This is a genomic window from Amycolatopsis sp. NPDC033938, assembly GCF_055575975.1.
The window spans coordinates 476646-496183 of record NZ_JBVIRO010000004.1 but is presented as its reverse complement, the minus strand read 5'-3'; the positions used below and the strand labels follow the sequence as shown (position 1 = coordinate 496183).

Below are 19538 nucleotides of genomic sequence, written 5' to 3'. Positions count from 1 at the left end.
AGGGAAAATGAGCACTGGTACGCGAGACCCGCTGAAGGCAGGCCGTCCGCACATGCCCGGCTACGGCACCGAACGGTGTGAAGCCGGCTTGCTGCCCTGGTCATGGGCCGACGACAAACTGCGGACCACGATGAACTACTGGGTCGCGACCGTCCGGCCGGACGGCAGGCCGCACGTGATGCCGGTGTGGGCGACCTGGGACGGCGAAGCGCTGTGGTTCGGCAGCACCCACACCTCACGCAAGATGCGCAACCTGCGCGCCGATCCCCGCTGCACCGTCACCATCGACAACGCGCTCGACCCGGTCGTACTCGACGGCGTCGCGGAGTTCGTCACGGATCCGGAAGCCGTCGCCACCTACGTCGAAACCGCCAACGCGAAGTACGCGTCGGCCTACAGCTACGACCCGGACGTCAACGCCATCGTGGCGATCCGGCCGGCCTGGGCCTTCGGGATGCGGGCCGAGGACTTCACCGGGACACCCACCCGCTGGCAGTGGTATTGAGGGGAAAGGCAAACGTGTCGTGTCTCGGGCGGGAGTGCGGCATCCGGGCACGCGAGTCACGCCTTATCGAAGTACATGATGGCCCCCTTCCTTGCGCTAGGCGCAAGGAAGGGGGCCATCATGTACTCCACGACCGGCCACCGAGGTCACGGCCGTCCCACCGTCACCAAGGATCACATCCGACGGTAGCGAAAGCCTCCTTCACTACCGTCAGAGTAGGCAAGGAGGCCTTCACTACCAGAAGATCGCGTATACAGGAGTGACACCGACCCCACACCACGATACGTTTGCCTTTCCCCTCAATAAGTCCTCGATGTCCACAAAGGACATCACCGGGCAATTGACTGCCGCCATGTACGTTTCCGCGCGAGGGTCGTGAAGTACATGAAGGTCCCCTTCCTTGCGTCTAGCGCAAAGGAAGGGGACCTCGTGTTTGCGTACCACGTCTGACCAGCAGATGAGCGCTGATTCGGCGGGCCGTCGAGCGTGTCCATGAAGGAATTGGGACGTTGAGTGTCCCAATTCCTTCATGGACACCGGGGATCGCCACCGGCTCGGCTTCACGACCGGCCGCCGACGTCACAGCCATCCCACCGTCACCAGGTACCACATCCGATGGTAGCGAAAGCCTCCTTCACTACCATCAGAGTAGGCAAGGAGGCCTTCACTACCCAAAAGAACGCGTCGCCCAAACCAGGCACGACCCATCGCCGGCCCCGGACCATCACCGCCAGGAAGTCAGCCCAGGTTCAACAGCAGCCTGGCCGGGCGCTTGAACGCGCTGTCGGTCCACTCCACCTCGTCCGGGTCCTCGGCGAGCGTAAGCCGGGGATGCCGGTCGACGAAGGCGGCGAGCAGTTCCTGCATCTCCATCCGCGCCAGGTTCGCCCCGAGGCAGAAGTGCACACCCCTGCCGAAGGTCAGATGCGCCTTCTCGTCCCGGTCGAGGCGCAGCTCCCGTGGGGCGTCGTAGATCGAGGGATCGTAGTTCGGCCCGACGAAGGACGCGACGACCGCCTCGCCCTTCCGGATCGTCCCGGACGGCAGCTCGACGTCCTCCAACGCGACCCGGAGCGGAGCACCGTCTCCCGGGACCTCGACACGCAGCAGTTCCTCGACCGCGCTGGGCACCAGGCCGGGGTCGGCGACCAGCCGTTCATAGTGCTCGCGCGGAGCCAGCAGCCGCAGGAACGCGCGGGAGAGCACCGATCCGGTCGTCTCGTGCCCGGCGAGGAACATCCCGATGGTGTTGCGCACCAGTTCGTCGTCGCTGAGCCGGTCGCCTTCGTACCGCGCTTGGATCATCGTCTGGAGCACGCCGTCACCCGGCAGGTTCCGCACCTGTTCGATCAGTTCGACGCAGTACGCCGCGAACTCCATCAGCGCCGCGGTCTGCTCTTCGATACCGAGACCACCGGAGGGGAGCAGGAGATCCGACCAGTGCCGGATCCGTTCGGCGTCGATCCCCGGTACTCCCATCACCTCGCTGATCACCTCGACGGCGAAGGGGAACGCGACCGTGCTCACCACGTCGACGACCGGTCCTTCGAGTCCGTCGATCATCTTGTCGGCCATGCTGCGCACCCTGGGCCGCCACGCCTCGATCTTGCGTTTGGTCAGGGTGCCCGCCAGCAGGCTGCGGAGCCTGGTGTGCCGGGGCGGGTCCATGTTCATGATGATGTCGGGGTCGACGGTGAAATCGAGGCCGTCGGCCTGCCTCGGCGCCCCCTCGTAGGTGAGATCGCGGCTGAATCGCTGATCGCTCAGCACTTTCACGACGTCGTCGTAGCGGACCGCGAGCCTGGCCACGTCACCGCTCTGCAGCCGGACCTCGCCGAGCGGGCATTCCCGCAGACGACGTTCGTAGTCTTCGACGGGACGACCTCGCGGGCCGGGCGGGAACGGGAAACTCTCGAGTGCTTCAGCCATGGTCTTCCATCCTCACCGTGGATGCCGGTGCCGCGGACTTCGCGGGTTCCGGTTCTTGCCGATATACAACGAGTTCCGGTCTGCGCCGGGTGGAGAACCGCCGCATGACAGGTCGTTCCACGCCCGCGTAGAGCAGCCACGACACGAGGAGCGTCACCCCGAACAGCAGGGCCGTCACCCCCAGCGCCGCAGGCGTGCCCCAACGGTCCCCGATCCACCTCACCCCGAAGGTGAGCACGAGCCAATGCACCATGTAGAAGGCGAAGGAGACTTCACCCAGCCACACCATCCGGCGACCGGCCAAGAAGGTCCGTCGCCCCTCCCGGTCGGCCACCGCGCCCGCCGCGATGAGCAGGCCGAGTGGCACCACCGTGACCGCCGTCAGCTTGTAGGTCATCGGGAACAACGGGGCCGCCGCGTAGGCGGCCAGCGAAAGTGCCGCGGCCCAGCCGAATCGGAGCGGCAGACGACGTCCCTCCAGCACGATCCTGGCCAGCAGGATGCCGAACACGAAGTCGAGCAGGCGAACCGGCGCGAACGCGTAGACGAACCAGAACCGCGGCACCGACGTCTCGGCGTACCAGAGGTAAGGCTCGTTCGGCAGTGCGGTCGCGGCGAGCGGGATCAGCAGGATCACCGCGATGACCGCGCCGGCCCAGAACCACAGCCGGTCCGGCCGGATCCGGCGGAGATACCGGAACAGCAACGGGAACGACAGGTAGAACAGCACCTCGCAGGAAAGCGACCACGAGACGATGTTGAAGCCGCCGTTGACCGGCGCCCAAGCCTGCAGCAGCGACAGGTTCAGTGCCGCCGTCCCGAAATCGAAGGTCTCGTTCGCGACAAAGCCCAGCAGCAACGCCGCCGCGAGGAACGTGACGACGTGGTTCGGATAGATCTTGAAGAACCGGCGGCGCCAGAACGTCCGCGCCGTGTCCTTCTCGCGTGCGGACCAGGCCAGCACGAAACCGCTGAGCACGAAGAAGAACCCGACACCGGTGAAGCCACCCTGGATGAACATCGCCGTCATCGACTTCTGGACACCGGGATCGGCGAACAGGTTCTCCAGGGTGAGGTGGGACAGAAAGACCGCGAGCGCGGCGATGAAGCGCATCCCGGTCAGCGACGGCAGGCGCGTGGCCCGGACGTCGCGGGCCGCGCGGCGTCCGGAGCCGGCCGCCGGCGAGAGGGAAATGTCCATGTCCCCATCGTCAGCGACCGCTCTTCACCAGGGCATCTCCGCCGGTGCGGAGCTGATCGAGGATCTTGTCCCCGCATACGGCGGGCGGTGGGTCAGACGCGCTGCTGGATACGGATGAGGTTCCCGGCCGGGTCGCGGACGGCGCCGTCCCGCAGGCCGTACGGCTGGTCGGTCGGTTCCTGGATGATCTCGGCGCCCGCCTCCGCGAGGTGCTTGAAGAGACCGTCGAGGTCGTCCGAGGAGAACAGGATGCTCGCGTAAGTCCCCTTGGCCATCATCTCGGTGATGACGCGGCGTTCGTCGTCGGTGATCCCCGGGTCGACGGCGGGCGGGTGCAGCACGATCGACACGGGCTGCCCCGGCGGGCCGACGGTGATCCAGCGCATCCCGTCGTAGCCCACGTCGTTGCGCACCTCGAAGCCCAGGATGTCGCGATAGAACGCCAGTGCGGCCTCGGGGTCGTTCTGCGGGAGGAAGCTCCCGTGAATGCTGATGTCCATGACGGTCACGCTAGGTGAGATCGGTGTCCGGCGCTTCTCGATTCCTGATCGGTCGGGTCGCGGCGCGGCTCACTCGATCGAAGTCATGATCGTCATGGTCAGGGACTCCAGCGTGCCCTGGACACCGTCGGACGACGTCCGCACGGCCTCCAGGAACCGTTCGAGCTGTTCGGGACCGAAGCCGGCCAGCGGGGCGAGCGACGGGTCGACCGGTCCTTCGGGAAGCGGTCGCGGGACGGGAAGGCTCACAGCGCACCTCGGGATTCGACGGGTTCGATCCGCGGTTTTCCGGCCGGGTCGAGGAAGTCACGCATCGCCGCGAGCAGCAGCAGGGCGTCCTCGCGTTTCGTGTCGGGGGCGCCGCCGTCGAAGAAGGCGGCGATCCTGGCGTGTTCGTCCGCCGGGATCTCCCGGCGCAGCAACTGGAGCACGGTCCGCGTGACGCGCTGCGGGAAGTACAGTTCCTTCGCGATCTCGAGGAACCGCTCCCCCGTTTCCGGGGCGAACGCGCCTTCCTCGACACCGGCGGCGATGGCGAACCGCATGTTGACCATCGGTTCGGACAGCGCCGAAAGGTTCTCTTCGTCGTAGGTGACGGCGACCTCGTCGTCGGCGTCGATCCGCCCGGAGAAGTACTCCTCGTAAATCTTGCCGACGCCGACCATGCCGAACGGCGAACATTCCGCCGCCCGCAGGGCACCCATACTCGACGAGCCGAACATCGTGACCCCGCGGTCCATCGCTTCGAGCACCTCCTTCGGCGAGATGCACAGGCTCTGCAGGAACCGGCCGTCCACGATGCCGATGGCCTCCGGTGGCTCCGGCCGGGCCAGCAGTTCGGCGAGGTCACCCCGTTTGACCGGGGGCAGGAACTCGACGTCGAGTTCGGCGGCCGCCGCTTCCCGGTCGATGCTCGGGCCGATGAAAACCACTGCGCGCATGACGGATCTCCTAGGCGGGCTTGGAAAGTTCGGCGGCGCGCTTGCGTGCCGACAGCTCGAGCAGTGCGTTGTTCCAGACCTTCGCCCCGCGCGGCCCGATCTTGCAGTGGTCGACGGCCCACGATTCGAGCCGCGGCACGATCACCCGCACGACGCTGACCGGGATCCCCGGCGGCGAGAGGTCGACGGCGAGCGCGCGTTCGATGCCCGCGGCGCGGATCCGGTCCAGGATCAGCTCGATGTCGGTCATCACGTCGTCGGTGGTCCACGACGGGATGTCGTCGAACGCGACCTGTTTGCGCATCGGCTGCCACGCCCACGCGCCCTTGTCGATGGTCGCCGACCGCTGGACGTGGTTCTGGTACTTGGACACGTTCTCGGTCGGGAGCCGGATGTCCTCGCGCATCGCCTGGATGTCGACAGCGCGGCCCTGCGCGCATTCGGTGATGGCACGGATCAGCGCGACGTTCGCGTCGGGATGCGTGCCGAACCCGCCGTGCCCCTGCGACGTCGTCGGACCGAGGTCTTCGGAGGTGGCGGCGAGGAAACTCGGGATCTCCAGATCCGAGGTGATGTGCACGATCCGCATCTTCAGCCCGGCGTCGTGGAATTTGTCCACAAGGGACTTCGCCAGCGGTGGCAGCGTCTCCAGGTCCACGTGCGGATGCAGTTCCCGCAGATACGACGTGACGCTCTCGGGCTGCGGCTCGACGAAGATGCCCTTCTCGAGCACTTGGGCGAGCTGGCTGCTCACGAGTTCGGCGTTGGTCATCGAATCGCGTTCGATGAGTTCGGTGAGCGCGTGGCAGATGGCCTCTTCGACACTGTTTCCGGACGCCAGCCCGTTGGTGGAAAGCACCTTGTAGCAAGGGGGTTCGTGGAACTTCAACCCGTAGACGGCGCACGCCTGCGGGATGAGGACGGACTCTTCGTTCATCAGGTCGTAGGCCTCGACCCATGAGATCGGGAGATCGTCGCGGTAGTGCGCGGAAAGCTCGGCGTTGTTCTCACGCGGGTCCAGCACCGGACGGCCCTCGGCGACCAGCTCCTCGTAGGAGGCGATGACCCGCGGCCGCACCGGCAAGGCGGCGGAGAACCGCTCGATCGCCTCCATCGCCGCGGACGTCTTGGCGTCGATGTTCCGCAGACCCTTGCCGTTGTAGACGGAGATGATGTCGTTGGAGCGTGGCGCGATGGCGTTGTAGACCGGGATGCCGACCCGGTCGAGCCAGGTGATCTCCGCGACCCGGGTGACGCCGGCGCGCCGCAGATGCGGCTCGATCCGCGCGTAGGTCTGCTCGGCGGTGAACTCCCGGTGGACCCCGCCGCCCCCCACCTTCGGAACGCTCTTCCTGAGTTTCATCGCACTCCCTCGTATCCGGCCTTCGTGGGGATCGCTTCGGCGAGCAACCGCTTCCAGGCCTCGGTTTCGCGCTCCGGGTCGACCGAAGCGCGAAGGTCCGCGCACTGCCGCCGCAACCGCGTGTAAAGCCCGTCGCGGTCGTGTTCCGCGGCGTCGAGGACGGCGGCGAGCGCTTCCGTGTCACCGACGGGGAAATAGCCCCCGTAGTCCGCGCCGAGCAGCCCGACCGAACCCGGGATGCGAGTGGAGACGATCGGGACGCCCGCGGCGAGCGCTTCGGTGACCACGTTCGCCCCGCCCTCGTGCAGTGAGGTGAGCACCAGCAGACGGCTTCGGGCGAGTACGGCGAGCGCTTCGGGCCGCGGCAACGGCCCGAGCCACGAATAGCGTGGGTTCGTCGCGGACTCGGCGCGCAGCCGGTCGCCGATGTCGTCCTCGCGGACGCCGCCGACATGGGTCACGGTGATCCGTGACGACGGCGGCAGCAGCCGCACCGCGGCGCTCAGCCGCAGCGGATCCTTGACCGGCCTGGCGTGCGCGAGGAAGGCGATCTCGAACCGGTCCTCGGCAGGCGCTTCCCCCGGGATCGGCGGCATGGACTGGGTGATCACCCTGGTCCGGCTCCGCAGTCCGGGCGGCACCTGCCGGACACCTCGCGGCTGAAGGACGACGATCCGCGCGGCGCCGCCGAGCAGGGTCAGGTCGACCCCGCCGGTGACCAGGTCCGGGTAGAGGTCGGTGCCGGTCAGCGCGATCACGATCGGGGCGGCCGGGCAGGCCAGGGAGAAGGCCCGGATCGCGGCCTCGCTCTTGCGGGCGTGCAAGGCGACGAGCAGGTCGTAGGTGCCGCCGTCGTAGTCCTCGACCACCCTGACCTCGTGCCCGAGTTCCCGGAACAGCCGGGACCAGCGGCGCGCGGTGACGCCGTTCCCGTAGTCGCTCGCTTCGGGGACCGGGCCGGCGACGAGAATCCTCATCGGGCCCATTCCCGGTCGTAGGCCAGCCATTTCCCGAAGGCGCGGACGGCTTCGTCGGCCGGGACGGTGGCTGTCCAGCCGAGTTCGGCCGCGGCGAGGCCCAGCTTCATCACGGCGGTCCCCGACGGCGAAACGCCGGTCTCGACCGGCACGGAACGGACCGCCGCGCAGACGATCTTCGCCAGTTCACTCCCGGTGAGGGTGGCCGTCGCGATGTCGTACACCGGAGCGACCGGCGCTCCGGTCAGCACCGCGTCGATCGCGCTCGCCATGTCGCGCACGTCGGTGAACTGGTGGACGCGATCGGGATCGATCCGCAGAGCCTTACGCGTCCATGCCAGCTGGATCCAGTGCGCCACCTCGGAATCCGCCGGGGTGTGCGGGCCGATCGGCGTCGCGAACCGCAGGAGGTGTTCACGCTCGCCGGTGTCGACGATGGCGCAGAAGACCTCGCCCGGATCCGTTTCCTCCCCGAGATGGACGAGCCGCGTCGAAGCGGAAGGGGCTTCACCGTCGACGATCTCGTGGCCGAGTTCGGCCAGCAACGCGGCCAGATACTTCGTGAGCGGACCGCCGGGTCCGGTGAGCGCGACCTGAAGCCCGCTTCCCGCCCGCGGACGGCGGGGGTGGGCCGCCCTCGCCCGTCCCGCGGCGAAGGCCTCGATCGCGACCTCGTTGTGCGAGGCCGTGATCGCTTCGATCTCGGACGCGGTGAGCCGGTCGCAGAGACCGCCCGGTCCGATGCTCGCGAGCGCGAGATCCAGCGGCTCGCTCGCCACAGAGTCCATAGAGGACAGTCCCATGGTGAACGCCGTCAACCAGGTTTGCCACGCGCCTTCGGAAAGATCACCACCCAGCTCGAATTCGGTTCTGCACTCCTGCGGCGAAATCCCCGATCGCCGCAGGAGCCGTTCTGTGCCGAGGTATTCCCAGTACCCGTCGGCGCGCACGGCGCATTCCGACGTGACATGCTTGTGGAAGGGAATCAACTCGTGTTCGACGATCGCGCCTTCGACGTCCGAGGGCGCGACACCGGAGAAACAGGAGGAACGCCGGAGTCCGTGCGCGTCGTTACCGGCGACACTGGGCAGGCCGGAATGTTCGACGGTATTCGGTACGGCGATGCGGATCGGTACCCCGACGGCCTTGAGATACCGGAACATCAGCACGTCGCACGGCCAGCCGTCCGGATGTTCGTCGGCGTAGGGCGCGTAACCGCGCGCGATCGCCGCGGGCAACATCATGGCGACGCAAGGCGCGTATTCGTTGACCGCGGTCGCCCAGGCCGCCCCGGCGGCCGCGGCCATCCGCACGGCCGCGCCGTTACGGGAGTTCCAGTTGGCGTAGAAGGCGACGGCGTCACCGGGGAACCGCCCGGCCGCTTTCCGCGCGTGCTCGAAGAAACCGTCCGCGAGCTGGACGTCGTCCTGCAGCACGAGAAAGTGTGTCGCGTCGGCGGCGACGCCGCTCCAGGCCAGCCGCACCGTCCGCGACGTCGTCGGTGGCCCGTCCGGCCGCGGGTCGAGCACCACCCGCAGCGCGCCCGCGGGGTCGAGTCGCGCGAGTTTCGCCGCCGCTTCCCCTCGACTGGGATGCGCCATCACGGCACCACTGAGCCGTACTTCGGTCATCGATAACCCTCACCGTCTTCTACGGGTATCGGGAAGTGTGCCGCGCCGGCGAAGTCCGCTCTTCTCCCCGCATGCGCGCGTAACGGAAAAAGTGTGGTTCTCCTCGATTGCCACTCTCTTTCGCACCCGCGATGGATGACATTTTCACGGGTAATCTCGGTACCAGGACACAATACCGGGAAGAACGGACGGCGTGATGACGGAAATCCTGTTCGTGTGCGTGCACAACGCGAGCCGGTCACAGATGGCGGCCGCCCTGCTCAAGCATCACGGATTCGGCAGGGTCACCGTACGGTCCGCGGGATGCGACCCGGCGGAGAAGATCAACCCGCTGGTGGCCGGGGCGCTGGCGGAATGGGACGTCGACATTTCGGCGGAGGTCCCGAGTCAGGTCACTTACGCCGACGTCGCGGCGGCCGACATCGTGATCACCATGGGCTGCCGGACCTACCCCGTGGCCGAGGGAACGCGGTATGTCGAGTGGGTCGTCCCCGACCCGGAAACCGAAGGGGTCCCCGGCATCCGGCCGTTACGGGACGATATGGACCGCCGGGTGCGAGAGCTGCTGGCGTCCCTTGTGGACACTCCGGTCCCCGGCTAGCGGCGGGATCCGGGCCCTTTTCGCCTCTGTTCAGGAAATCCGCTTGGTCAGGTGCACGACGACCTCGTCGCCGATCTCCTTCTGGATGACCTTCCGGAACGGTTTGCGCAGCGGCAGCATGTGGACGCCTCCGCCGATCGGCAGCATGCTCGCCTCGTAGTCGTGGCCGTCCACGGTGCCACCGACCTTGACAGCCTTGCCGGTGCCGAAGAACTCCGCGGATCCGGGCATGTTCACGCACGGCCAGCCGCTGTTGCCGTCGGGAACGACTTCGGCCGTGAAGGTCACATCGATCGCCTGCGGAGTGTTGTCAGCCATGATCTCGAGTCTTCCTCGCCCTGGTTCACGCGGTCAACTCGGTTCCGTGCTCTCTCGCGAACACCGCCGGATGCCTGCGAACGGGTGAATATCGGAAACCGCCGGGCGCGAGCGATGAGTCGGCGCCGATCCCGGAGTCCACCCTTCGACACCACCCGAGGGGGTGGGACGATCGAGGAGGACGACCGAGATGACCAGCACGAACGAGATCGCCGTCGACGGCGGACGGCTGTACTACGAAGTCCGCGGCGCCGGACCGCTGCTCCTGGCCATGGGCTCACCGATGGGGGCGGACGCCTTCGCGCCGCTGGCCGAGGCGCTGGCAAGCCGGTTCACGGTGGTGACCCATGACCCGCGGGGCATTTCCCGGAGCAAGCTGGACGATCCGAATCAGGACTCGACCCCGGTGATGCGCGCCGAAGACGTCGTCGCGGTCCTGGACGAACTGGGCGCCGAAACGGCCGACGTGTTCGGCTCCAGCGGCGGCGCGATGACCACCCTCGCGCTGGCCGCCCGCCACCCCGGCCGGATCCGGACGGTCGTCGCGCACGAGCCACCGGTGCTGAACCTGCTGCCGGACGCGGCGGAACGGCACGCCGAGGTCGACGCGATCGTGGGTGCGTTCGAGACCGACGGCCTCGAGGCCGCATGGCGGATGTTCCTGCGCACGTCCGGCTTCGAGGAGGAGCAAGCCGGTCCGCCGCCGGGTGACTCCCCGGAGCAGGACCTGGAGGACGGGCGCCGGTTCTTCGTCCACGAACTGCGCGAGACCACGCGCTACACCCCCGAACTCGACGCGCTGCGCGAGGGCCCGGCCAGGGTCGTGATCGGCCTCGGCGCGGATTCCGGCGACCTGCTCACCCGGCGGACCTGTGCCGCGCTGGCAGGCGAACTGGGGCTGCCGGTGGTCGAGTTCCCCGGCGACCACGGCGGCTTCATCTGGGATCCGGAAGGCTTCGCGAACCGGCTGGGCGACCTCCTCCTGACCGAGGACGCGGAGGTGCCGCTCGCCCGGACGTGACCCGGCGGAAAACCGGCCGCGAAACTTTTTCCCGGAGGTGTCGATTTGCCTCGTGCGCGTTCGTAGCGAGGGTGAGAGGCCGGCGACGGACCGGCCACACCGGAGGAGAGCGCCATGACCGTCCCCTACACCTTCGACATCTTCTGCAGCCTCGACGGCTTCGGTTCGCACAACGGCGACTGGGGTGGCTACTGGGGCAAGCAGGGCCCCGAGCTGCTCGAACGTCGTCTGTCGCTGTACGACGAGCCGCAGCGGATGGTGTTCGGGGCGGCCACGGCCTCCCTCAACGCGCGGATGCTGTCGTCGCTCGACGCGGAGTCGCTCGACCCTTGGGTCACCCGGATGCGGGCCCTTCCGGCGACAGTCGTGTCGAGCACGCTGCGGGAACCGCTCGACTGGCCGGACGCGACCATCGTGCGCGGCGACGCCGTCGACGTCATCGCCCGGCTCAAGGAGGAGTCCGACGTGCCTCTGCGTTCGCACGGCAGCCTGTCGTTGAACCGGACGCTGATGGCCGCCGGTCTGGTCGACCGCGTCCAGGTGACGATCTTCCCCGTCCTCACCGGTCGGACCGGAGAACGCCCGATCTTCCAGGACGCGGCCGACTTCGACCTCGACCTGCTCGAAAGCCGAACGCTCGACGGCCGCACCCAGGAGCTGATCTACCGGCCCGTCCGGCATGGCTGAGACCTGCCCGCGGGATGGTGGCCCGGGTGACCCGGCACCGCACTCGCGTGCTTGGAGGCGGGACAGGCCACTCACGACAGTCCTAAGCGGCCCGAGGAACCACCGGCTCCGTCTCGCCTTCCGGTGTCGGCGCCGGCTGGGCCACCGTGGCACGCGCCGAAGCGGGAGCCGTGGCCACGGCGAAGACGACGATCACCCCGAGCGGCACCAACAGCAACGTCAGCGCCGTACTGATCCCGAAGGTCTGGGCGAGCCAGCCGAAGATCGCCGGACCAGCGAGTACGCCGGCGTTGTGCAGCGTGCTGTACCGCGCGATCGCGAGGCTGGTGTTGGACTTCGTGCCGTGCCCGACCGCGCTGGAGATGATCGGGATCGCCACGGCGAGCCCACAGCCTGCCATCGCGAGCCCGGCCAGCCCGAACCAGACACTCGGCACGGCGACGGCGACCAGCACGCCCGCGCCGGTCATCGCCATGCTCCAGCGGACGAGGGCCACGGCACCGAATCGCCGGTGCAGCCGGTCACCGACGAGCCTCGTCCCGGTCTGCGACACGATGAACGCGAAGTAACCCAGCGACGCGATGTTCGCCGCCGCACCGCGTTGCTCGCTCAGGAAGACGCCGCCCCAGCTGGACACCGCGCCTTCGCAGAGCGCCACCGCCGCGCCGAGACCGCCGAGCACGATCACCGCACGCGTCCACCCGGACAGGAACCCGACCCGCGACGCCCGCGGCGAGACAGACGAAGCGACCGAAGACTCCGTCAGCAACCAGCGGCCGCTGAACAGCGCGATGACGACGAGAAGCACCGAAACGACCCAGAAATGCGAACTCAGCGACCATTCCGCGCGGACGGCCAGCACCGTGCCGCCCGAGCCGAGCAACGCGCCGATGCCCCATACCGCGTGCAGGCTGTTGAGCACCGGCCGCCGCGTCCGCCGTTCCACTTCCACGCCCTGCGCGTTCATGGACACGTCGAGGAGGCCGGCGATGACGCCCCAGGTCAGCATGCCGAGACCGGCGGTGAGCGCGTTCGGCATCGCCGCCATCAGCGGCAGGAACCACGGCAGAGCAACGGAAGTGACCCGGATGACCGCCCGGCTGTCGAGGTGGTTCGACAGATGTCCCGCCAGCTGCATCGCCAGCAGGACACCGACGGTCTGGGCGAGCAGCACCATGCCCAGTTCCGCGAAGTTCAGTCCCAGTTCGATCCGCAGCTGCGGTACGCGCGCGAACCACGAGCCGAGCATGATCCCGACCATCAGGAAGATCCCCGAGATCGCGATCCGCTGGCGGCGCACGTCCTTCACCGGATGGATTTCCGGCCCGCTACTCATCGCCGCTCGCCACACCGGACGCGTCGCCGAAGCCGGACTCGCCGGTCCAGCTGCCCACCTCCACGTGCGCGTTGAAGGGTTTCCCCTCGGCGTCGCGCATCGGTGGCCGCCGGTGCGCGAGGTGCAGGAAGACGTCGTCGTACTGGGTGACGTCCCCGGCCGCGGAGATGCGGTAAAGCATGTCCTCGTCCTCGCCGCCCCAGCCCTTGTAGCGTTCGTCGAAGCCGCCGATGCGGTGGAAGATCTCCGGCCGCGTCCACAGACACGCGCCTGGGACGTCACGCAGCAGCAGTCCGCGCGCCCCGGCCAGCGGTGCTTCCGGCGTGTTCTCGCCGCATCGCCGTTCGATCAGCCAGTCGCTCGACGGCGCGTCCAGCGACAGCATTTCGGTATGCGGCAGATGCGCGTCGTGCCGCTGGTCGGTGAACCTGGCGTGGTTGCGCTCCAGGAATTCCCGGTCCACCAGTATGTCCGCGTCGAGCAGGCACAGGGTCCTCGCCGCGCCAAGGGTTTCGCGGACACCCACGTTCAGCGTCCAGGACTTGTTGAACAGCCCCTCACCCTCGATGTGCACGTAGTGGTCGGCCAGCGGCTCGACGAGGTGCTTCCACCGCGGCTTCTCGTCGAACTCGACGACGGTGACCCGGTAGCGGTCGGCCGGAAAGGTCTGGTCGCGCAACGCGAGCAGGCAGGCGGTCAGGTTGCGGATCCGGCCCGCACCGTCCCGATCGGACAGTGGGACGACGACGAGGATCTCGTCGCCGGTGCCGGACGGCCGCGACCGTACGCCGCGAGCGAGCTCCGTCAGCCGGTCGAGACCGGCAGGCCCGGCTTCCGGTTCGTAGAGCCTGCCTCGGAAGTAGTTGATGTAGACGTTGTCGTCCGCGGCGTCCGCTTCACTGCCCAGTTTTCGTGCCAGAACGGGGTTTTCGTCGAGCAACGCGACGACGCGCTCTTCGAGCCGACGTTCGGCGAAGGTGTCGGTCGGCCGCGAGACGAGCCGCCGGTACGCCGGATCGTGGCCGATGGCGGCTTCGAGCGGGTCGACCACGGCACGGTAGAAGCGTTCGCTGTGCATCCAGTAGTCGGCGGCGACGTCCGGCACGGCGGGATCGTTGGCCAGGACGACGTAACGGACGATCCGCCCCGCGAGATCCGCGCTCCCCGGCTCGGCCTTCCAATAAGCCGATGCCGAAGCGAACGTCTTGCCACCCGTGCGGGTCGGCCGGATCCGCATCGGATTGGTCGCTCGCAACACGCACATCGGACTGCAGTCACAGGGATGCGGTTGCACTGCTCCTCCGTCCCTCGGTCTCCTTGAGATGACTCGGACACCGAGCGTGACAGTCGGCCACAGGGCGGAACGTCTTCTTGATTGCCGACAATCTCGAAGACCCGAGCCTTACTGTCCATAAAGGACGAGACGCGGCGCAATCGGGGAGAGGTCGCGCGTCGTCCGCGACCGATACCGTCGTTGACCGAGTAGAGGGCCGTTCCCCGCACGCGGAGCCGTGGCACTGCCCGAACTCCTCGGAACGCTCAGCGTCCGCGCCGTGACCTCGCGGACGCTGAGCGGGACGAGATACGCCTATCCGGTGGCGGCGACGGACGCCCAGGCGGCTCGAATCGCGGCGACACCGCGATCGACGTCCTCCTCGGTCGTACTCCAGTTGGAGACGGAGATCCGCATGAGCCGCCTGCCGTGCCAGGTGGTCGCGCCCATCCAGCACTCGCCGGAACGCTGTACGGCCTCGACCACGCTGTCGGTCTTGTCGCCGAAACTCACCAGAACCTGGTTCAGCACCACGTCGTTCACGACGCTGACGCCTTCACACGCGTCGAGCCGCTCGGCGAACCTTCGCGCCAGAGCGCAGCATCGTTCGACCATCTCGGCGATCCCCGCGCGGCCCAGCTCGCTGATGGCCGCCCACGTCGGGAAGCCCCGTGCCCGGCGCGAGGACTCCGGCACGAAATCGCCCGGCGCTCTCACGCCGCCGTCTCCCTGCCCGGTCAGGTAGGCGGCCGTGACCGACATCGCGGCCTTGTGCGAGCCGGGATGGGCGCAGAAGGCGTACCCGCAGTCGTAAGGGACGTTGAGCCACTTGTGCCCGTCGACGGCCCACGAGTCGGCGCCCTCGATCCCTTCGGTGAGGTGCCGGGTCGCCGGGCTCGCCGCCGCCCAGAGCCCGAACGCGCCGTCGACGTGGACCCACGCGCCATGCTCGTGGGCGATCCGGATCGCGGTCCTGAAGTCGTCGAAAGCACCGCTGTTCACGTTCCCCGCCTGAAGGCAAACGATTGCGGGGCCATCAAGCACCCGTTCGAGGTCGGCGACGTCGATGGCACCCTGCGCGTTCGCGCGCACCGGCTCGACGACGTCGGTGCCCAGGCCGAGGAAGCGCAAGGAAACGTCGATCGTCGCGTGGCGCTCCTCGCCGGCGACGACCCGCAGCGGCGGTGCCCCGTTCAGCCCGCGTCGCTCGACATCCCACCCGGCCTTGGCGAGGACGTGATGGCGAGCCGCGGCCAGGCCGACCGTGTTCGCGCCCTGGCCACCGGTCACGAACCCGAACGAGGCGCCGGACGGCAGGCCGAGGATATCCTTGAGCCAGCCGCCCGCCACGTCCTCGACGATCGCGGCGGCAGGCGAGGTGATCTGGTTGAAGGCGCCCTGATCCCAGCCGGTCGTCAGCATGTCGGCCGCCGTCGCGGCGTCGAGCGCGCCACCGACGACGAAGCCGAAGTACCTCGGCCCGGTGGTCGACACCAGCGCGGGTTCGACGGCGTCGGCCAGCCGCCGGATCACCTCCGACGGCGGGGCAGGCTTCTCGGGCAGGTCGCCGAGCTTTTCCCGGACGCCGTCCGTGCTGTCCGGGAAGACCGGCGTTTCGGACACGCGCTCGCGATAGTCGGCCACGCGGGCGACGGTGTCGGCCAAGAGATCTCGAAGCTCGCTCACGGTGACTCTCTTTCGATCGTCGCGAACCAAGCAGGCGCGCCGTTCTCGTCATGGAACCTGGTCCGGACGCGCTCCCTTTCGATTGCCTTCACGCGCCATCCTTTACCGAAGGGGGCCGTCAGCGCCTCCCGTTTTACGGGGTGCGGCCCGGTGGTCTCCCCTTCGTCGCTGAAGCACAGGATGAACAGCGTTCCCTTGGTGACCGCTCCGAGGCTTTCCGCGTACCGCAGGCGTTCGCCGGCGTCGAAGGTGTGGAAGAGCCCGCAATCGAGCACCGTGTCGTAGCCGCGCTGGAGTCGCTCCAGATGGAGCGCGTCCGCCGTCGCGAACTCGACCTCGAGCCCCCGCTCGCCGGCCTTCCGCCGAGCCCGCGCCAAGGCCGTCTCGGCGACGTCGACGCCCAGCACCTGGAGGCCGAGTGAAGCGAGGTAAAGGGCGTTCTCCCCGGACCCGCAACCCACGTCGAGCACCTCGCCCGCGAACCTGTCCGCCGCCTTGACGACCGCCGGCTGCGGGCCGCCGAAGTCCCAGGGCGCGGGGCCTTCGTGATACGACGCGTCCCAGGACAGGCCGGTCATACGCTCGTGACTGGTCGGGGGCCTCCCGCCGAACGGATCACCGGTTGGGCCTGGCATGGCGACCACCTTCCCCCCTCGTCCGCCCGGCCATCGTGACATGCGTGACCAGGACATCATGTGACCTTGGGAAACCTTGTTTGACCTGCGCCGGAATGCCCCGGTACCGTGTTGTGTTAGCACTCTTGTCGGCTGAGTGCCAATGCACGAAGGAGCAGCAGTGCCCACCTACCAGTACGCCTGCAAGGAATGCGACCACGCTTTCGAGGCCGTGCAGTCGTTCTCCGACGCGAGCTTGACCGTGTGCCCCCAGTGCTCGGGTCCGCTTCGCAAGGTCTTCAGCTCGGTCGGCGTGGTCTTCAAGGGCAGCGGTTTCTACCGCACCGATTCCCGCGACTCGAAGGCCAGCACGACCTCGGCGCCGGCCAAGACCGAGACCAAGTCGGAGTCGAAGACCGAGTCGAAGTCGGAGACCAAGAGCCCGGCATCCTCCTCCACGGGTACGACGAAAACGGCCGCCGCCGCTTCCTGACGTCCCGAGTTGTCCACAGGCCCCCGGTTATCCACAGCCGGGGGTTTTCGTTCTTTCTCCGCGCCCGGCACCGCCCCTAGCGTCGAAAGCATCACCGATCGACGAGGGGGAATCCCGTGTTCCACGATCTGCCCGTCCTGCGAAGACTCCACGGCAGGCCCGCGCGGCTGCTCCGCCGCTGGCTCGCCCTGTCCCTGCTGCTCAGCGGCTTGGTCGCCCTCTTCCTGCCCGCCTCGGCCCGCGGCGCGCCCGGGACACCGACGGTGGTCTCCGCCCGTGATCTGCCGTCCGGGACGGTGCTGCGCGCCGAGGACCTCGAAGTCGTCGACGTCCCGGACGAGATCCGTCCACAGGGCGCCACCGGCCAGACCGCCTCGGTCGAGGGGCGGCTGCTCATCGGGGCGGCACGGGCGGGTGAGCCGCTGACCGACGTCCGCATGCTGAGCGCGGCCATCCCCGGAACGGGTGATCCGGAAAGTTCGACCGTGCCGGTGAGGCTCGCCGACGCCGGGATCGCCGCACTCCTGCGGCCGGGTCAGCGGGTCGACGTCGTCGCGGCCGCCGAAGCGGGCCGTGAGGCGTCTGTGCTGGCCAGCACGGCCGTCGTGGCCGCCGTCGGCGAACAGGAGACCGCCGAAGCGAAGCATCCCAGCGCGGGGAGCAAGGGACCTTTGGTGCTGCTCTCCCTGCCCACCGCGATCGCGACACGGGTGGCGGCGACTTCGCTGGAACGGTCCTTAACGGTTACCCTCCGCTAGCTCGCGCCTGCCCCGGCGGGCGCCTGCGTCCCCCTGGTACGGAAAAGGGACGGTCGGCAACCGTCCCAGGTGAAGAGGAGAGCGTCTTGCTCAAGGGTTTCAAGGACTTCCTGATGCGCGGGAACGTCGTCGATCTCGCGGTCGCGGTGGTCATCGGTGCCGCGTTCACATCGATCGTCACCGCGTTCACGAACGGCCTGATCAAGCCGCTGATCAACACCATCGGCGGTTCGGACGCCGCCAAGGGGCTGGGCTTCAACATCCTCAGCGCGAACGACGCCACGTTCCTCGACTTCGGCGGCGTGATCAACGCGGCGATCAACTTCGTGCTCGTCGCCGCCGTCGTCTACTTCGTGATCGTGCTCCCGGTCAAGCACATCCAGGAGCGGCGCAAGCGCGGTGAAGAGGCGGGTCCGACGGAGCCGACCGACGTCGAACTGCTCACCGAGATCCGTGACCTCCTGCGCGCGCAGCAGAGCCGCGAGGGCTGATCCGGATCACCGGTCGTGATGAGGCGGCCGGTTCTCCAGGTACCACGAGTCGGAGTCCGGGGATCGCTGACCCGGCTCCCGCTCGTCGGAGGTCGTGTCCGGCAGGACGTCGCCGAAGATCTCGTCGACCCGGCGCCGCTTCCGCGCGGAAGAGGCCGCCGAAGGGCGCTTGTCTTCGTCTTCACCTGGCATGACACCCATTTTCGCACCGGTCGCGGGGCACGCCGACCGGTGGGACCATCAGCGCATGAGCATTGTCGACAAAGCGAAGGGGCTGGCCGCGCAGGCCATCCACAAAGCGGAAGAAGTCGCGGGCGAAGTCCGTGAGAAGGCGGGCCCGCTGGCCGAGAAGGCAGGCGATGCCGCGGCCAAGGGCGTCACCGCGGCGTCGGCCGGGGCGAACAAGGTCACCGGCGGCCGGTTCGAGGACAAGATCGGCAAGGTCACCGAAAAAGTGGAAGGGGTGCTGCACCAGGACAAAAAGGGCGAGCCCGGGACAGAGCCCGGACCCGCCGGCAAGAGTTAGAGCCTGTTGGCGAAGCCGCGACGTGTCTCACGAAAGGGACACGACGCGTGAACCCGCCCCGGCCGGAGGCCCCGCTATCGCGGACGCGGGTTCACCAACAGACACTTAGGCCTCTTCGAGCCCGGAAAGCTCGTCGATCACGTACGGCACCAGCGACGAGAGCGTCGCCATACCGTCGCGGACCGCCGCGCGCGAACCCGCGAGGTTGACTACCAGCGTGCTGCCTGAGACGCCGACGAGCCCGCGGGAGATACCCGCGTCCACCGCGCCGGCGGCGAGGCCGGACGCGCGCAGTGCCTCCCCGATGCCCGGGATCGGGCGGTCGAGTACCCCGGCCGTGGCGTCGGGCGTGCGGTCACGCGGGGAGACCCCCGTGCCGCCGACGGTGATCACCAGGTCGGCACCACCGATCACCGCGGTGTTGAGCGCGTTGCGGATCGCGGCCGTCTCGGCCTCGACCACCACGACGCCGTCGACGATGAACCCCGCCTCTTCGAGCAGCTCCGTGACCAGCGGTCCCGTGTTGTCCTCGTGCTCGCCGTGGGCGACGCGATCGTCCACGATGACCACCAGTGCGCGGCCCAGCCGTTGTGCGCTCCGTTCCATACGCACACCGTATCCGGTTTCGGCTGATCTTCGCTCCCGCGGTGGCACGGGCCACGAGTTGTGACGATTCCCTGACGTGCG

General features: G+C 68.3%; 23 protein-coding genes. 8 read left to right on the top strand and 15 right to left on the bottom strand.

All coding sequences use genetic code 11. The features are described from left to right. The first annotated feature begins 7 nt into the window (after positions 1–7). Positions 8–505, top strand: a complete 498-nt coding sequence (locus ACZ5ZX_RS15235; RefSeq protein WP_465502586.1) for a TIGR03618 family F420-dependent PPOX class oxidoreductase — start codon at positions 8–10, stop codon at positions 503–505. 738 nt (positions 506–1243) lie between these two features. On the opposite strand, the gene ACZ5ZX_RS15230 is transcribed toward ACZ5ZX_RS15235, so the two are convergent. The 8 genes from ACZ5ZX_RS15230 to ACZ5ZX_RS15195 form a co-directional block, all read right to left on the bottom strand. Further along, the gene (locus ACZ5ZX_RS15230) at positions 1244–2434 is read right to left on the bottom strand and encodes a cytochrome P450 (RefSeq protein WP_465502585.1); all 1191 of its coding nucleotides are present in this window, start codon (positions 2432–2434) and stop codon (positions 1244–1246) included. Beyond that, positions 2427–3635, bottom strand: a complete 1209-nt coding sequence (locus ACZ5ZX_RS15225) for an acyltransferase family protein (protein WP_465502584.1) — start codon at positions 3633–3635, stop codon at positions 2427–2429. Before ACZ5ZX_RS15225 ends, ACZ5ZX_RS15230 begins: the two co-directional genes overlap by 8 nt. A gap of 92 nt (positions 3636–3727) precedes the next feature. Next, a complete protein-coding gene (locus ACZ5ZX_RS15220) occupies positions 3728–4135 on the bottom strand; it encodes a VOC family protein (RefSeq protein ID WP_465502583.1) in 408 nt (135 codons plus the stop codon). A 69-nt stretch (positions 4136–4204) separates the two neighbouring features. Then, positions 4205–4384 carry a hypothetical protein gene (locus tag ACZ5ZX_RS15215; RefSeq protein ID WP_465502582.1) on the bottom strand — a complete coding sequence of 60 codons (180 nt, stop codon included), beginning with the start codon at positions 4382–4384 and terminating at the stop codon, positions 4205–4207. Further along, positions 4381–5076, bottom strand: a complete 696-nt coding sequence (locus tag ACZ5ZX_RS15210) for a TfuA-like protein (RefSeq protein WP_465502581.1) — start codon at positions 5074–5076, stop codon at positions 4381–4383. The genes ACZ5ZX_RS15215 and ACZ5ZX_RS15210 overlap by 4 nt, the downstream gene beginning before the upstream one ends. 10 nt (positions 5077–5086) lie before the next feature. Beyond that, positions 5087–6439, bottom strand: coding sequence for a YcaO-like family protein (locus ACZ5ZX_RS15205; protein ID WP_465502580.1), 1353 nt, complete (start codon positions 6437–6439; stop codon positions 5087–5089). Further along, positions 6436–7416: a selenoneine biosynthesis selenosugar synthase SenB gene (senB, locus tag ACZ5ZX_RS15200; RefSeq protein WP_465502579.1), complete on the bottom strand. Its 981-nt coding sequence runs from the start codon at positions 7414–7416 to the stop codon at positions 6436–6438. Before senB ends, ACZ5ZX_RS15205 begins: the two co-directional genes overlap by 4 nt. Beyond that, complete coding sequence (locus tag ACZ5ZX_RS15195; protein WP_465502578.1) at positions 7413–9047, bottom strand: NAD-dependent epimerase/dehydratase family protein; 1635 nt, start codon at positions 9045–9047, stop codon at positions 7413–7415. Before ACZ5ZX_RS15195 ends, senB begins: the two co-directional genes overlap by 4 nt. Positions 9048–9243: 196 nt before the next feature. On the opposite strand from ACZ5ZX_RS15195, the gene ACZ5ZX_RS15190 reads away from it, so the two are divergent. Further along, positions 9244–9648: an arsenate-mycothiol transferase ArsC gene (locus ACZ5ZX_RS15190; protein WP_465502577.1), complete on the top strand. Its 405-nt coding sequence runs from the start codon at positions 9244–9246 to the stop codon at positions 9646–9648. A gap of 30 nt (positions 9649–9678) precedes the next feature. Here the strand turns inward: ACZ5ZX_RS15190 and ACZ5ZX_RS15185 are convergent, their stop codons facing one another. After that, entirely contained in the window at positions 9679–9966 is a 288-nt protein-coding gene (locus ACZ5ZX_RS15185; protein ID WP_465502576.1) for a DUF1905 domain-containing protein, read from the bottom strand. A gap of 190 nt (positions 9967–10156) precedes the next feature. Between ACZ5ZX_RS15185 and ACZ5ZX_RS15180 the strand changes: the two genes are divergently transcribed. Further along, entirely contained in the window at positions 10157–10987 is an 831-nt protein-coding gene (locus ACZ5ZX_RS15180) for an alpha/beta fold hydrolase (protein WP_465502575.1), read from the top strand. Positions 10988–11101: 114 nt separating this feature from the next. Next, positions 11102–11674, top strand: coding sequence for a dihydrofolate reductase family protein (locus tag ACZ5ZX_RS15175; protein WP_465502574.1), 573 nt, complete (start codon positions 11102–11104; stop codon positions 11672–11674). Positions 11675–11756: 82 nt separating this feature from the next. Here ACZ5ZX_RS15175 and ACZ5ZX_RS15170 read toward each other — a convergent pair whose 3' ends face one another. From ACZ5ZX_RS15170 to ACZ5ZX_RS15155, 4 genes are all read right to left on the bottom strand, one after another. Then, positions 11757–13010: an MFS transporter gene (locus ACZ5ZX_RS15170; RefSeq protein ID WP_465502573.1), complete on the bottom strand. Its 1254-nt coding sequence runs from the start codon at positions 13008–13010 to the stop codon at positions 11757–11759. Further along, positions 13003–14274 carry a glycosyltransferase family 2 protein gene (locus ACZ5ZX_RS15165; protein WP_465502572.1) on the bottom strand — a complete coding sequence of 424 codons (1272 nt, stop codon included), beginning with the start codon at positions 14272–14274 and terminating at the stop codon, positions 13003–13005. Before ACZ5ZX_RS15165 ends, ACZ5ZX_RS15170 begins: the two co-directional genes overlap by 8 nt. Positions 14275–14598: 324 nt before the next feature. Beyond that, entirely contained in the window at positions 14599–15969 is a 1371-nt protein-coding gene (locus ACZ5ZX_RS15160) for a pyridoxal phosphate-dependent decarboxylase family protein (protein ID WP_465502571.1), read from the bottom strand. Then, positions 15966–16604, bottom strand: a complete 639-nt coding sequence (locus ACZ5ZX_RS15155) for a class I SAM-dependent methyltransferase (RefSeq protein ID WP_465502570.1) — start codon at positions 16602–16604, stop codon at positions 15966–15968. The genes ACZ5ZX_RS15160 and ACZ5ZX_RS15155 overlap by 4 nt, the downstream gene beginning before the upstream one ends. Before the next feature lie 160 nt (positions 16605–16764). On the opposite strand from ACZ5ZX_RS15155, the gene ACZ5ZX_RS15150 reads away from it, so the two are divergent. From ACZ5ZX_RS15150 to mscL, 3 genes are all read left to right on the top strand, one after another. Further along, positions 16765–17076, top strand: coding sequence for an FmdB family zinc ribbon protein (locus ACZ5ZX_RS15150; protein ID WP_465502569.1), 312 nt, complete (start codon positions 16765–16767; stop codon positions 17074–17076). Between the two features lie 116 nt (positions 17077–17192). Continuing rightward, the gene (locus tag ACZ5ZX_RS15145) at positions 17193–17834 is read left to right on the top strand and encodes an SAF domain-containing protein (protein ID WP_465502568.1); all 642 of its coding nucleotides are present in this window, start codon (positions 17193–17195) and stop codon (positions 17832–17834) included. An 86-nt stretch (positions 17835–17920) separates the two neighbouring features. Beyond that, positions 17921–18325, top strand: coding sequence for a large-conductance mechanosensitive channel protein MscL (gene mscL / locus ACZ5ZX_RS15140; RefSeq protein WP_465502567.1), 405 nt, complete (start codon positions 17921–17923; stop codon positions 18323–18325). A gap of 6 nt (positions 18326–18331) precedes the next feature. Here mscL and ACZ5ZX_RS15135 read toward each other — a convergent pair whose 3' ends face one another. Further along, positions 18332–18517, bottom strand: coding sequence for a hypothetical protein (locus tag ACZ5ZX_RS15135; protein ID WP_465502566.1), 186 nt, complete (start codon positions 18515–18517; stop codon positions 18332–18334). Between the two features lie 55 nt (positions 18518–18572). Here ACZ5ZX_RS15135 and ACZ5ZX_RS15130 point away from each other — a divergent pair, with 55 nt between their 5' ends. Then, the gene (locus tag ACZ5ZX_RS15130; protein ID WP_465502565.1) at positions 18573–18851 is read left to right on the top strand and encodes an Rv0909 family putative TA system antitoxin; all 279 of its coding nucleotides are present in this window, start codon (positions 18573–18575) and stop codon (positions 18849–18851) included. Positions 18852–18956: 105 nt separating this feature from the next. On the opposite strand, the gene ACZ5ZX_RS15125 is transcribed toward ACZ5ZX_RS15130, so the two are convergent. Then, positions 18957–19457 (bottom strand): MogA/MoaB family molybdenum cofactor biosynthesis protein, encoded by a 501-nt coding sequence (locus ACZ5ZX_RS15125; RefSeq protein ID WP_005155592.1) that lies wholly within the window; start codon positions 19455–19457, stop codon positions 18957–18959. Between the last annotated feature and the right edge of the window lie 81 nt (positions 19458–19538).

What these genes read in the sequence shown, in the direction of transcription:
- ACZ5ZX_RS15235 (WP_465502586.1), top strand. Translation starts at nt 8, where the DNA reads ATGAGCACTGGTACGCGAGACCCGCTGAAGGCAGGCCGTCCGCACATG.
- ACZ5ZX_RS15230 (WP_465502585.1), bottom strand. Translation starts at nt 2,434, where the DNA reads ATGGCTGAAGCACTCGAGAGTTTCCCGTTCCCGCCCGGCCCGCGAGGT.
- ACZ5ZX_RS15225 (WP_465502584.1), bottom strand. Translation starts at nt 3,635, where the DNA reads ATGGACATTTCCCTCTCGCCGGCGGCCGGCTCCGGACGCCGCGCGGCC.
- ACZ5ZX_RS15220 (WP_465502583.1), bottom strand. Translation starts at nt 4,135, where the DNA reads ATGGACATCAGCATTCACGGGAGCTTCCTCCCGCAGAACGACCCCGAG.
- ACZ5ZX_RS15210 (WP_465502581.1), bottom strand. Translation starts at nt 5,076, where the DNA reads ATGCGCGCAGTGGTTTTCATCGGCCCGAGCATCGACCGGGAAGCGGCG.
- ACZ5ZX_RS15205 (WP_465502580.1), bottom strand. Translation starts at nt 6,439, where the DNA reads ATGAAACTCAGGAAGAGCGTTCCGAAGGTGGGGGGCGGCGGGGTCCAC.
- senB (WP_465502579.1), bottom strand. Translation starts at nt 7,416, where the DNA reads ATGAGGATTCTCGTCGCCGGCCCGGTCCCCGAAGCGAGCGACTACGGG.
- ACZ5ZX_RS15195 (WP_465502578.1), bottom strand. Translation starts at nt 9,047, where the DNA reads ATGACCGAAGTACGGCTCAGTGGTGCCGTGATGGCGCATCCCAGTCGA.
- ACZ5ZX_RS15190 (WP_465502577.1), top strand. Translation starts at nt 9,244, where the DNA reads ATGACGGAAATCCTGTTCGTGTGCGTGCACAACGCGAGCCGGTCACAG.
- ACZ5ZX_RS15185 (WP_465502576.1), bottom strand. Translation starts at nt 9,966, where the DNA reads ATGGCTGACAACACTCCGCAGGCGATCGATGTGACCTTCACGGCCGAA.
- ACZ5ZX_RS15180 (WP_465502575.1), top strand. Translation starts at nt 10,157, where the DNA reads ATGACCAGCACGAACGAGATCGCCGTCGACGGCGGACGGCTGTACTAC.
- ACZ5ZX_RS15175 (WP_465502574.1), top strand. Translation starts at nt 11,102, where the DNA reads ATGACCGTCCCCTACACCTTCGACATCTTCTGCAGCCTCGACGGCTTC.
- ACZ5ZX_RS15170 (WP_465502573.1), bottom strand. Translation starts at nt 13,010, where the DNA reads ATGAGTAGCGGGCCGGAAATCCATCCGGTGAAGGACGTGCGCCGCCAG.
- ACZ5ZX_RS15165 (WP_465502572.1), bottom strand. Translation starts at nt 14,274, where the DNA reads ATGTGCGTGTTGCGAGCGACCAATCCGATGCGGATCCGGCCGACCCGC.
- ACZ5ZX_RS15155 (WP_465502570.1), bottom strand. Translation starts at nt 16,604, where the DNA reads ATGCCAGGCCCAACCGGTGATCCGTTCGGCGGGAGGCCCCCGACCAGT.
- ACZ5ZX_RS15135 (WP_465502566.1), bottom strand. Translation starts at nt 18,517, where the DNA reads ATGCCAGGTGAAGACGAAGACAAGCGCCCTTCGGCGGCCTCTTCCGCG.
- ACZ5ZX_RS15130 (WP_465502565.1), top strand. Translation starts at nt 18,573, where the DNA reads ATGAGCATTGTCGACAAAGCGAAGGGGCTGGCCGCGCAGGCCATCCAC.
- ACZ5ZX_RS15125 (WP_005155592.1), bottom strand. Translation starts at nt 19,457, where the DNA reads ATGGAACGGAGCGCACAACGGCTGGGCCGCGCACTGGTGGTCATCGTG.